Raw genomic sequence first — 12374 nt, forward strand, 5'->3', positions numbered from 1 at the left:
CAATGGCAAACACAAGTATTTATAAAAATAAAAAAACGAAAGATGTTATAATGAAATTATATGATGAAAAACTACAATCATGTGAAATCGAATATGAAGATATTTATGTAAATACAAAAGCCGGTAAAACGCATATAATTACCACAGGAATGCCAGGAAATCCTCCTGTTATTATTTTACATGGCATAAATGCAGGTGCACCATTAGCTATCGAGCCTATAAAAAACCTAAGAGATAATTACCGAATTTATGCCATAGATACTATAGGTCAAACCACCAAAAGCACAGAAAACAGATTACCTATTAATGACAATTCTTATGGGGAATGGATTGCTGAAACCATGGATATTTTAAATATAGAGAAGGCTGCTATAATCGGTATCTCCTACGGAGCATTTTTATTACAAAAAATAATGTCCTACCAACCAGAGAAGGTACACAAAGGTATATTTGTTGTCCCCAGTGGTCTTGTAAATGGCTCTTTTGGCATATCAATGAAGCATTTAACCTTCCCCCTATTAAGTTTTCTATTTACTAAAAAAGAAAAATACCTTCTAAAATTCATGAACGCATTTTACACTACAATAGATCCGTATTCTATTGCTTTTCAAAAGAACGTTTTATTAGGTACAAAAATGGATTATCGAAGACCCCCTCTTTTACAAAAGAAAGATATAAATCATCTAAACGCCCCTGTTTATGCAATATTTGCTGATAATGATATCTTTTTTCCTGGTGAGAAAGCTCTAAAAAGATGTAAAGAAATATTTGACAATTTTCGGGACTCTATTTTCTTAAAAAACACAAAACATATTCCCGATCAAAAAACATATGCTCAGATCGAAAAACAAATTAGCGAATGGCTTATAGAATCATAAATCAACATAAAAAAAACATGTTATTTTACTATTATGTGATAAGCTCTAATCTAGAAATAGAAAATATTTCTAACACAATTTATATGAAGGACTGGGGTCTTACCTTCTATAAACGTTATATTAATAACAAACTCTCAACGATAAATAGCAATAGGGCATATGCTAAAAAAATTACTATATATAATTTCTGTTCTTATTGTATCGAATGTATATTGCTATAATCTCAATGCCCAAAATAATTTAGATAAAAGTATAACCCAAATTCCTTTTAAGGTATATAAAACTACTTATGATACACTATCGATTCATGGTATTATAAAATCTGATACTCTTTTTCGATCATCTAAATATTTTACTAAGAAAACCAGGCCTAAAGATATTTACTGGATAAAAATCGACCTCAATAAAGAATTAAAAAAAGATAGTCTCTGGTTCCTAAGATCTAGTAATTATGCACATGCATCTATATTTTGTGTCGAGAATAATACACTGATAGAAAAGAAATTTGGTTTATTTGACGGTTCAGAAAAAATGAATTCTATATCCTATATTAATAGGATACCTCTTAAATACAGCTCACTTATCAAAAACCGATTTATATATTTAAAAATAAGGCGTTTAAGATATTCAGATCGTGTTACTAATTGGAAATTTCACTATGCTTCACAAACCTTAAACCATACTACACAAAACCACTACCTCCATAATAATATTAAAAATCCAATACGTAAATATATTTTTACCGGAGTGTGTTTGGTTATGTTTATTCTCACTCTTGCATTCTTTATAACTTCGAGAAATTTTGAATTCTTATTTTACTCATTATACATTTTATGGTTATTTATATACCTAAATGGTCCTTTACTTATAGCAAACAACATCATTTTTGATAGCTATAGTATAGTGGTACATTGGTTTTTTCAGATTATACAGGTATTAATTAATTTATGTTATGTTTATTTTGTTTGCTTCTATCTAGCTACAAAAAAAGACTATCCTACCCTTAATCATATCATAAAATATATCATCTACGCACTTATTACCATTATCATTTTAGATAGTATCTTTTTGTATTTCAAATATTTCGAAGGAGCTATTTATATCATGAATATTCAGCGTTTAATAATGACTCTTTTTGGTGTTGGTGGGATGATTTATTTACTGCTAACTGCCAAAAACCGTTTGGCTTATTTTATAGTTGCTGGATCATTCTTATTCATGATAGGCACCCTGGGTTTCTTTTTTACCAAGGCATGTGATTATATGATGGCAGGAGCAACTCTAGAAATCATAATTTTTGCACTAGGTTTGGCGTATAAAATACATCAGGAACATAAAGAGAAACTCCTCTTCGAAAAAGAATCATTCATTAACAACTGTAAAGCACTACGAGCTCAGATAAATCCACACTTCATTTTTAATTCTTTAGGGTCGATTCAACATTTAATTGTATTCGAAAAAAAAGAAGCTGCTTTAAAATATCTTTCTAAGTTTAGTCATTTAATGCGAAACCTGCTTGAAAATTCTATAGAAACAAATATCGTATTATCTGATGAAATCAACTTATTACACCAATATCTAGAATTAGAAGCTTTACGTTTTGATGCCAGTTTTGAATATGCTATTCATATAGATGATTCGCTAAACGCAAATGCCGAAGAGGTACCTATGTTGATCATTCAACCATTTGTCGAAAATGCAATCCTGTATGGGTTATTAAATAAAAAAGGTGAGGATAAAAAACTAAATATTTGTTTCAGAAAAGAAAAAAATCATATTATTTGTGAAGTAGATGATAATGGTATAGGAAGAAGTGCTGCTAAAAACATAAATTCGTCTTATAAAAAACCTACAAAATCCAGAGGTCTAGAACTAACTGAAAAAAGATTACAACAATTTCATGAATCTGAGCAAAAAAATATAGAAATTATAGACAAAATTAATAACCATGGCAAACCCATAGGAACTAGGGTAATTATCAAAATTCAAACCGAATAAAATTTTCTAATTATGAGCTTAACAGCAATAATTGTAGATGACGAAAAACACAGTAGAGAGGCTTTAACAAAATTAATAGAAGAGTTTTGCTTAGAGACCACCGTTTTAACCACTGCAAATTCTGTAACAGAAGCCATTGATAAAATTAAGAGTAATAAACCTGATGTTGTTTTTTTGGATATAGAACTACAATCAGGAATAGGTTTTGATATATTAACCCAAATCGATACCATAAATTTTGAAGTAATTTTTACCACAGCTTACGAGCAATACGCCATACAGGCTATAAAATTTTCATCTTTAGATTATTTACTTAAGCCTTTAGGTATTGAAGAACTCAAAACTGCTGTAGAAAAAGCAAAGAAAAAGAAAGATCAAGAGGTATATAAAAAACAGTTAGAAACCCTAATAGATAATCTACAACAGCAGCCAAAATTTAATAAAATATGTCTTTCTACGGCAGATAGTGTAGAGTTTATTAATATCCAGGATATCATATACTGCAAGGCTAATGGAGCTTATACTTCATTTATTCTCAAAAATAATATATCTCTACTAGTAAGCAAACATCTTAAAGAATATGAAAATTTATTGATCGAACAACAATTTATGAGAACACATAATAGTTTTTTGATCAATTTAAAAGAAGTGAAAAAATTCGTGAAATCAGACGGAGGTTATATTATGATGAATAATAATGATATCATTAATATTTCAAAAAATAAAAAAGAGAAGTTTCTTATTGCCATGAGTCATATACAGTAATTGTGTCACTAAACTTATCTTCATCAATTCTATTTTCAAAAATAAAAACATACTGATTAATAGTACATCAATTGAAAAGCTATATCTATAAATTGAAACTAGATACCTATTAATTCTACCTGGTCATTATTTTCAGAAGTCTTTAAGTTTGATCTTAATCTTAAAACTTATAACCATGAAAAACAAAATCAAATTTAATTTAGCGAGGATCATTGTAATTTTTACTCTTTTCTTATGCTACTCTTGTAATTCTGAAGAAGATACTATCCCCGAAACTGAAGAATCGATAGAAGCACCTGTTTTAACAACTAAAACTTTGGCAACTATAAGTTTGCCTAGTAACACTATAGTTACTTTTAAAACAGAAGCCGATGGTATTGTCTTTGAAGCTTCTGGAGACTCTGATAATTTTGGCGAATTAGATGGGCTAGATGATTTAAGCTTATTAGATCGTTTTTTAACTTTAACCGACGAAAATGTTGCCGTACCTACAGATCTTATCAAATTAGAAGAAGATCAAAAAATCAAAGAAAAAGCACTACAACGAGGTACAATAGAAAAACATAGTACAAATATTCCTGTTTCTAAATCATTTTCAAACCATATTAAAGCCTTACCATTCCCTTCTTTGTGTAATGGGTGGAAAGAAAGGTACGTTGAAAACTTACTTTCTAAACCTGATCGTGTTACAATATCCTTCAAAAATTATAATACATATGATCTTTCCGGTAGTGAACTTCATAATAAAAAAAATAAATGTCGAAGAGTACAGTTTGGTTTAACCAATTGCGATTATAACAAAGAATTAAGAATCTATCACCAGTACGCTCCTAATAATGGTCCTGCAAAAACTTATGCCATTATCGATATTCCTCCACGGAAACATAAATATTACTCAAAATCATTTTTCACAAAGGGAAGACGATACATTTATATCTCAAGTATTAATGAGCAACGATATGGAGGAAAAGTACGTTTTTCAGGATACAAAGACCTTGTATTGGGATTAGATGGGATTTAAATAAGAACTAAATAATTATTTATCTATTTAACATAAAAAGTGTCTCAACTTAAACTCTTAGCATCTATAATGTTTGTTAGTAATGTTTAGTTAAGGAAAGGAGTACTCTCTAATCTCAAATTTGGGATTAGGGGGTTCTTCTTATTTTAACAACAACCAATTTGTTCGATGATCAATTAAAAAGCTATACTCATCTATTGAAACACTCCTTCTATCAATTACGCCTCACTGCTCTTAATTAATACTCTAAATTTACTCAAATATTGATATGATAGAGGTTAGAGTATAACACCTAAACTCTTGATATAAAACAGTATAATTATTTAAAAAATCATAATATTTCACATCATGCTAAACAACATTTTAAACTTAGAAAACGTCAAAAAAATTGACAAAAAACAGCAAAAAGGAATTGCTGGCGGAGGGTTATTCATTACTAGCAATTGCGGACAGTGTTGCCAGTACTGTAAAAGTCTTGGACATGACACAGGAGCTCTTCATAATGGAGATTGTTATTGCTCTAATTATAGACACTAAAAAAATATGTTTTTTTATGCCCACTCTAATTTTAATCTGATGGAGCATAAAGGCAATATCAATTCGTGACCCTTTTAATCACTCATTTCGGATATAGGTTTATACTATCCTGAGTATAACGTTTTACAAAAACACCTTGTCAAACATTGATAACATAGAGTTTTATAAGTAACCCAGAAGTAGTTTGTGTAGTATATTTTTTGAATTTAATATCACTATACCGTTTTAAATGTTTTCCAATCTTCTAAATCCCCCATCTGGGTTACTAAATATCCCCGCACTCTCTAGCTCTTGATCGAATTAGAGAGTGTTTTTATAGTATAATTGTACAATTTTGCAGTGCAGATTTACATTTACAACTTTTGTTACTTAAGTTGAGTTAAGTAAGGGTAGGAATTTTCCCTAATTACGCATTCGCAATTAGGGATTTCCTTATTTCAAAAGTATTAAAACACAACATAAAAAAACCGCCCAGAATACTTTCTTGACGGTCTTTTTTTATTTTGATATTCTGTTAATTTCGAATAACAGTTGTTCCTGGACAACCATAAGTATGACAGCCCGTTGTGTTTGCACAATCATCTGGATCATAACTTTTTATAAATGAGATAGAGATAATACCTCCTCCTCTCACGGCATCTAAACGATCAAATTTTGCAATTTTAAATTTTTTAAGTTCCAACTTTTTTGCTTCCTGTTTTTTCATGTTCCTTACTTTATAAATGTTTGTGTAATTTTCCTCAAATCTAGAATAAGCATTTTAAAATAAATTCTATAGTGTAACCTCATTTCAAGGATTTCATGAATTTCGAGAAATTATTCTATACTTAAAGCAGTTAGTTTTCTCATAAAATATGAAGGTTTCATCCCTGTATTTCTTTTAAAAGCCGATGAAAAAGATTCAGCACTATTAAAACCCATTTCCTCAGCTATACCTTGAATCGTATAATTTTTAAGAGAACTATTTTCTTTCAATTGATCAACACTATACTGTACTCTTAACTCATTTACATAATTGGTAAAACTCTTATGTTTATGATGATTAATTATCTTCGATAAATACTTGGTGTTTGTATTAATTTCTTTAGCCAAAGAAGAAATACTTATATTTTTTTTCAAGAATTTATGCCTCTCTTCAAAAAGAGCTAGTTTTTCAAGAATATCACTAACTATATCATCAGCAATACCGATATCACCTAACGGCTTTTTAGGTAATTCTTTAGTTCTCTTACCTTCATCAAGTAACTCCTTGAATTTGCGCTCATACTTCTTTCTTTTTATATATTGATAATACATAAACGTAATAGCCATTAAAAACAATACAATCAGAAATCCTACCCAAAAACTTAGTGTGTTGGTATTTTTTTCTAATTTCTTGATTAGTACTTTCTTTTCTTTAAGGAGTAATGGAGTGTCGAATTCTTTAAACAATTTTGTAGAAACAGATGTTCTCTGGCTATTTACAATACTATCAAACCGAAGTAACTTATTAATGTACACCAATTGTTTCTCTCTTTGTACTCTGAATTTGGATAAGCCGATTAAAAATTCATATCCTTTTCTGGTTTCAGAAAGGGTAATTCTTTCTTTTTGAACAATAGAGTCCATACTTAAAAACTCTTTTTCAGCTTTTATTGTATCTCTTCTTTTGAGATAAAGTTGGCCTAAATAGAAAGATCCCAGTACATAACTTTCCTTATCTTTTGAATTATACTTGTTTTGCAAAGCAATCCCTTTAATGATACTATCATATGCTTGATTATACTGTTTTTCAAAAAACAGATTGATCCCTTCGTTCAAAACCAATTTACCATAAAACTTACGCTTTAGTTTTTCCGTTTTCAAAGATTTAGATATCCCTATATAATTATAAAAAGATGCAGAATCGATTTGTTTATTATAGCGAAAAGATTCTGCCATGGGAATTAACGACTGTAAATAAGAAACCATATTCAACTCATCCCTGTCTCGTTCATAAACAAAATTTTCTTTAAAAAGTAACAAAGCTTCCTGATGCTTATCAATTTTTGTTTTAATACATGCAATATTATGATTTGTATATTGCACATATTCTTTGTTATTAACCTTTTCTGCAAGTGATAGTGCTTGTATATAATTATCTAGAGCAAGTTGATAATCACCTTTCATAAAGTAATATCCTCCCTTAAAAGAATACGCTTTAACAGGATATTTATCATGATTCTGTTTCTTACTTATATGTATAGCCAGGTCTAATAATGCAATTTTTTTAGATTCTTCTACCTCATAATATGATAAATGACTGTAAGCTTTAGCCATTTTTATGGTATCCTTTTCTGCAATTGCTTTATCCAAATATGCCAATAGATATAATCTAGATTTTATAGTATCACGACTAACGTTTCGATAGGAAGCATATAAACGATTATAACTAAGTTTTTGTAACGAATCTGAAGAAGCATCTATTTGTCCTTGTCCCAATACCATTTGCACGCCAAGAATTATCCAAATTAATAGTCTTACTAGACCATCTGGATCAAAAATGAAGTCTGTTTTTTTTGGTATCAAGAGCACTTATCTACTTTATAAAATCTTATGGTAAATATAATCTTTTGATCAAAAAATTTACTTCATAAAAACCCCCTAATTGGTATCAGAAAAAACTTACATTTTGCCATTTATTAGCTGAAGACATATCTATGAAGCTCTGAAAAAAAATACCTGAAAAAACAATATCGAAATTCGTGGAATTTCGACCTTGATTTCAGGAATTTCGATATAATCAATTTGTTTTCAATAAGATAGCGAATCTATATTTGCCTCAATCACAAATTAAAACAGTAGACTAATTAACATTAAAAAATTAAAACAAATGAAAAACTTATTGAAATTAAAAGCCAACATAACGGCAGTTATGTTATTTACATTTATCACATTCTTTTCATGCAATGTAGAAGAAGAAACCGAACCAGAAAATGAAGTTGGGTTAGATACAGAAGAAATCACATTAATACCCAAAACTTTAGCAACAATACAGCTCACCAATGATGTAGAAGTAGTTTTCAAAACTGAAAAGGATGGAGTTGTATTTGAGGCCACAGGAAATGTTAACAATTTTGACGGATTAGGAACATTAGAGAATGAGAGTATATTGAATCGTTTTTTGATACTAACCCAAGAAAACGTTCCTGTCCCTCAAGATTTGATAGACATAGAGGAGAATCAAGAATTAAAAAGCGAAGCTTTAAAAAGAGGAGCCATTAAGCAACATACTACCAAACTAAATTCTGAACTGGTATTATCGTATACCAAAGCACCTGCTAATTCTAATCACTGTTCTGGAACACCAGGGTATTATAATACCGATGCTTCTGGTCAGTTTTATCGTACCTATAAAAATTATTTGGCCGGAGGTGCCGGAACAACAATTTATAGTTCTTGGAAAAACAATGGTAACAAATGCAAAGCTGTAAAATTGTGGCTTTCAAATTGTAGTACCAGTAAAACTTTAAAAGCTCGAACGTATTACAAAAATGTATTTGGTAATTATAAACACCTTAATACAATTAATATTTCTCCCAATACTTCCAGATTTTGGTCTAAAACCTATGTGTCTCGTAGATATAGAAAAACATCTGTAGCAGCAACTGGTCAGGCTGGGCATCGATTTGGAGGATACTTACTATTTACAAATTATTAATCTAGGAAATTAAAAAACAGAATTATGAAAAATAAAATCATATCAACGCAAAGGATAACAGGCACTTCTATATTCATACTTATCATTGCTTTGTTTTTCCTTTATTCTTGTAGTAAAGAAGAAGAATCTATACCAGCATCAGAATTAGAAACTGTTAATGAAGAAATAACTCTGGTACCAAAAACACTAGCTACAATTAAATTATCTAACAATGTGGATTTAGTGTTTAGAAGCGAACTTGATGGTGTAGTCATGGAAGCTAAAGGAAGTACAGATAATTATAATGGCTTGGGAGACTTAAAAACATTAAGTTCATTAGAAATCTTTCTTGCATTAACCGATAATAATGTAGAAGTACCAGGTGACCTTCTACTTATAGAAGAAAACCAAAAAGTTAAAACCAGGGCTCAAGAAAGAAATATCATTGAAAAACATGATAAAATACTTGCCGCAAAAGATTCGCAAATATTTCAAAAATTTGAAGGAAGTTATTGTGTAGGATCTGCCAATTATAATACATACGATCAATCCGGAAAATATTATCGTATATATAATAACTATAATGCTGGTGCAGCAGGAACTACTTTTTATAGCTCAGGAAAACAAGGAGCAGATAAATGCAAAAGATTAGAATTAGAAATAACGAATTGTAATGCTAACAGTTCTATAAAAGTGAGAACTTACTATAAAAATGTATTTGGAAATTATAAAATAAAGAAAACTATTAATGTCTCTCCACATACTTGTTCTACATATAGAAAAACGTTTCCATCAAAAAGATATCGACGTACTTCAATTTCTTCATCAGGAAATTTAAACAATCATCGATTTGGCGGATACTTATTATATACCAGATATTAGCATACTTACATCATGTTAAAATGGGTGAAGCCAATAAGCTTCAAAGGAAGTATTTTCTTTGAAGCTTATTTTTTTTATCCTCTACTTTCTTTTCATTTATTCAAAATTAATTTTTCATCAACCATTCAATTTTGTAGCTTTAGAACACAAATTTAAAATCAACTCATCAATGGGAATTTTTGACGAAATAAAGAAAAAACTTAGCCACGAATTTATAGATATCATAGAATGGTTAGACCATACAGATGATACTATTGTACATCGGTTTGAACGATATCAAAATGAAATTAAAAATGAAGCAAAGCTTATTGTAAGAGAAGGGCAAACCGCAGTTTTCATTAATGAGGGACAACTGGCAGATGTGTTTACTCCCGGAACATATACTTTAAACACACAAAACCTTCCTATTTTGGCAACATTAAAAGGTTGGAAATATGGATTTAATAGCCCTTTTAAAGCCGAAGTATATTTTGTAAATACACATTTATTTACCGATGAAAAATGGGGGACCAAAAACCCGATTACCTTAAACGATGATCGTTTTGGGCTTGTAGAAATTCGTGCTTTCGGAACCTATGCGTTTAAGATTAATGATGCTGGTAAATTTGTCATTGATATTGTAGGAACAGATGCTAATTTTACCAATTTCGAGATTAATGAACATCTTAAAAGCTTAATCTCTACACGATTTACAGATACTGTTGGTGAAGCTAATTTACCTATCGAACTATATGCCGCTAATACTACAGAATTATCTGATACCTGTCTTGAGGTAATGCAACCCGAATTTAACGCTGTAGGTATTTCTCTGGAAAAATTCTTTATCGAGAATGTTTCTATGCCAGAGGAATTGAAAAAAGAAATATTTGAATACAGTAGAATTGATAAGCTTGATCTGGATAAATTAACCAAATTTAAAACTGCAAAAGCTATTGAAGCTGCAGCAGCCAATGAAGGAGGTACAGCAGGGGCTGGAATGGGAATGGGAATGGGATTTGTTCTAGCTCAACAAATGGGAGGCATGATGAACCCAATGACAGGACAACAACAAGTACAACCTCAACAAACTACTCCAGTGGCTCCACCACCAATGCCAGTGCAAGTACAGTATTTTTATGCTCAAAATGGGCAACAGGCAGGACCTGTATCCTTTGAGCAATTAAAAGCACTATTTGCCAATAGAACCATAAATAAAGATTCTTTGGTATGGAAACAAGGAATGGAAAGCTGGGTCGCATTAAAAGATGTAGAAGAGCTAAAATCTTTTCTAGGCGGAAGTACTCCTCCTCCATTACCAGGGAATTAAAAAATAAAAAAGCATCTCAAAATTAATTTTGAGATAGGACTTAACCTTCTCTCATATGGGAGAAGGAACTATTCTATATAACATCCAGTATTATTAGTTCCTAAATGGAAGAAGAAAAAAAAGCAGTTTCAGAACGTAAAAAATCCTGTACTAATTGTGGTGCAGAATTAAAATATAAACCTGGAACGACTGAGATTACTTGCGAGTATTGTGGTCATCACGAAACGATTATATCTGATCAAAATGGATTTCAAGAGTTAGAACTTAAACCCTATCTCGAAGAAATGGGTTCTCAATCACATTCTGAAGAAATCATGATGCTGCATTGCAAAAATTGCGGTGCAAACCAACATATCGAAGAAAACTACAAGTCTCTACATTGTGTGTATTGCACTATGCCTTTGATTATAGAAGATGCATATAAAGAGGATTGGATATTACCGGGAGCAGTTCTTCCTTTTCAATTTGATCAGAAGAAATCACATCAAATATTTTCAAAATGGGTAAAAGGGTTGTGGTTTGCCCCTAATAACTTAAAAAAAGCAGCACTAGATCCGCAAAACACCAAAGGTCTCTATTTACCCTACTGGACCTTTGATGCCCAATTGTATGCGAATTATACCGGACAACGCGGAGACTATTATTATGTTAGTGTTCCGTATACAACAACGGTAAATGGTAAATCTGTTACCAAAACCCGACAAGAACGTAGAACAAGATGGTCTCCGGCAAGCGGAAATGTAAATGGTTTTGTTGATGATACTTTAATCAAGGCATCACACCAAAATAAAAATCCGGTACCAAGAAAAATATCAAATTGGAATCTGGATGCTCTTTCACCTTTTAATACTAATTTTTTAGCGGGGTTTGTTACCGAAAAATACACGATTCCATTAAAAGATGGTCATTTAGCATCTACCAAAGAAGCCGAACGTATTGCTACTTCCTGGGCCAGACGTGATATAGGAGGAGATACCCAAAGAGTACACCATATAGATATGAGTTTAAGCGAAGAAACCTTTAAGCATATTCTACTTCCGGTATATATTAGTGCCTACCGATTTAATGGTAAAAAGTATAATTTCTTTATCAATGGTCAAACAGGGGCTATTTCTGGAAAAAGGCCCTACTCTTTCTGGAAAATATTCTTCTTTGTATTGTTTATACTCATTATTATTGTAATAATCGTGTGGTTTGCCGAGCAATAATTTTACTTGCGAAAGAAAAATTAGTAGCCGTAAAATTTAATTTATAAAAAAGGAGACTGGTCAAAAACCAGTCTCCTTTTTTTAATATTGTTTTTCTAAAATAATGCTATTATAAAGCCAG

General features: G+C 30.8%; 11 protein-coding genes. 9 read left to right on the top strand and 2 right to left on the bottom strand.

Features of this window, described 5'->3' with window-relative positions:
- The first annotated feature begins 2 nt into the window (after positions 1 to 2).
- The 5 genes from Z053_RS0112325 to Z053_RS0112345 all read left to right on the top strand — a co-directional run bounded on the left by Z053_RS0112325 (position 3) and on the right by Z053_RS0112345 (position 5199).
- Complete coding sequence (locus Z053_RS0112325; RefSeq protein WP_025665316.1) at positions 3 to 878, top strand: alpha/beta fold hydrolase; 876 nt, start codon at positions 3 to 5, stop codon at positions 876 to 878.
- 159 nt (positions 879 to 1037) lie between these two features.
- Complete coding sequence (locus tag Z053_RS30095) at positions 1038 to 2876, top strand: sensor histidine kinase (protein ID WP_025665317.1); 1839 nt, start codon at positions 1038 to 1040, stop codon at positions 2874 to 2876.
- 12 nt (positions 2877 to 2888) lie between these two features.
- A complete protein-coding gene (locus tag Z053_RS0112335; protein ID WP_025665318.1) occupies positions 2889 to 3641 on the top strand; it encodes a LytR/AlgR family response regulator transcription factor in 753 nt (250 codons plus the stop codon).
- 175 nt (positions 3642 to 3816) lie between these two features.
- Positions 3817 to 4662 (top strand): hypothetical protein, encoded by an 846-nt coding sequence (locus Z053_RS0112340; protein ID WP_025665319.1) that lies wholly within the window; start codon positions 3817 to 3819, stop codon positions 4660 to 4662.
- 348 nt (positions 4663 to 5010) lie between these two features.
- On the top strand, positions 5011 to 5199 hold the full coding sequence (locus tag Z053_RS0112345; protein ID WP_152538297.1) for a hypothetical protein: 189 nt from the start codon (positions 5011 to 5013) through the stop codon (positions 5197 to 5199).
- 514 nt (positions 5200 to 5713) lie between these two features.
- On the opposite strand, the gene Z053_RS0112350 is transcribed toward Z053_RS0112345, so the two are convergent.
- Together Z053_RS0112350 and Z053_RS0112355 are read right to left on the bottom strand one after the other, a co-directional pair.
- Positions 5714 to 5905 carry a hypothetical protein gene (locus Z053_RS0112350; RefSeq protein WP_025665321.1) on the bottom strand — a complete coding sequence of 64 codons (192 nt, stop codon included), beginning with the start codon at positions 5903 to 5905 and terminating at the stop codon, positions 5714 to 5716.
- Between the two features lie 110 nt (positions 5906 to 6015).
- Positions 6016 to 7746, bottom strand: coding sequence for an AraC family transcriptional regulator (locus Z053_RS0112355; RefSeq protein ID WP_025665322.1), 1731 nt, complete (start codon positions 7744 to 7746; stop codon positions 6016 to 6018).
- Between the two features lie 304 nt (positions 7747 to 8050).
- Here Z053_RS0112355 and Z053_RS0112360 point away from each other — a divergent pair, with 304 nt between their 5' ends.
- The 4 genes from Z053_RS0112360 to Z053_RS0112375 all read left to right on the top strand — a co-directional run bounded on the left by Z053_RS0112360 (position 8051) and on the right by Z053_RS0112375 (position 12253).
- Positions 8051 to 8878 (top strand): hypothetical protein, encoded by an 828-nt coding sequence (locus tag Z053_RS0112360; protein WP_035095998.1) that lies wholly within the window; start codon positions 8051 to 8053, stop codon positions 8876 to 8878.
- A gap of 24 nt (positions 8879 to 8902) precedes the next feature.
- The gene (locus Z053_RS0112365; RefSeq protein ID WP_025665324.1) at positions 8903 to 9739 is read left to right on the top strand and encodes a hypothetical protein; all 837 of its coding nucleotides are present in this window, start codon (positions 8903 to 8905) and stop codon (positions 9737 to 9739) included.
- A 169-nt stretch (positions 9740 to 9908) separates the two neighbouring features.
- The gene (locus Z053_RS0112370) at positions 9909 to 11045 is read left to right on the top strand and encodes an SPFH domain-containing protein (protein WP_025665325.1); all 1137 of its coding nucleotides are present in this window, start codon (positions 9909 to 9911) and stop codon (positions 11043 to 11045) included.
- Positions 11046 to 11149: 104 nt separating this feature from the next.
- Positions 11150 to 12253 (top strand): hypothetical protein, encoded by a 1104-nt coding sequence (locus Z053_RS0112375; protein WP_025665326.1) that lies wholly within the window; start codon positions 11150 to 11152, stop codon positions 12251 to 12253.
- Positions 12254 to 12374: the final 121 nt, after the last annotated feature.

Source organism: Aquimarina megaterium XH134 (assembly GCF_000520975.1).
GTDB classification, from domain to species: domain Bacteria; phylum Bacteroidota; class Bacteroidia; order Flavobacteriales; family Flavobacteriaceae; genus Aquimarina; species Aquimarina megaterium.

What these genes read in the sequence shown, in the direction of transcription:
- Z053_RS0112325 (WP_025665316.1), top strand. Translation starts at nt 3, where the DNA reads ATGGCAAACACAAGTATTTATAAAAATAAAAAAACGAAAGATGTTATA.
- Z053_RS0112350 (WP_025665321.1), bottom strand. Translation starts at nt 5,905, where the DNA reads ATGAAAAAACAGGAAGCAAAAAAGTTGGAACTTAAAAAATTTAAAATT.
- Z053_RS0112375 (WP_025665326.1), top strand. Translation starts at nt 11,150, where the DNA reads ATGGAAGAAGAAAAAAAAGCAGTTTCAGAACGTAAAAAATCCTGTACT.
- Z053_RS0112360 (WP_035095998.1), top strand. Translation starts at nt 8,051, where the DNA reads ATGAAAAACTTATTGAAATTAAAAGCCAACATAACGGCAGTTATGTTA.
- Z053_RS0112340 (WP_025665319.1), top strand. Translation starts at nt 3,817, where the DNA reads ATGAAAAACAAAATCAAATTTAATTTAGCGAGGATCATTGTAATTTTT.
- Z053_RS0112335 (WP_025665318.1), top strand. Translation starts at nt 2,889, where the DNA reads ATGAGCTTAACAGCAATAATTGTAGATGACGAAAAACACAGTAGAGAG.
- Z053_RS0112370 (WP_025665325.1), top strand. Translation starts at nt 9,909, where the DNA reads ATGGGAATTTTTGACGAAATAAAGAAAAAACTTAGCCACGAATTTATA.
- Z053_RS0112345 (WP_152538297.1), top strand. Translation starts at nt 5,011, where the DNA reads ATGCTAAACAACATTTTAAACTTAGAAAACGTCAAAAAAATTGACAAA.
- Z053_RS30095 (WP_025665317.1), top strand. Translation starts at nt 1,038, where the DNA reads ATGCTAAAAAAATTACTATATATAATTTCTGTTCTTATTGTATCGAAT.
- Z053_RS0112365 (WP_025665324.1), top strand. Translation starts at nt 8,903, where the DNA reads ATGAAAAATAAAATCATATCAACGCAAAGGATAACAGGCACTTCTATA.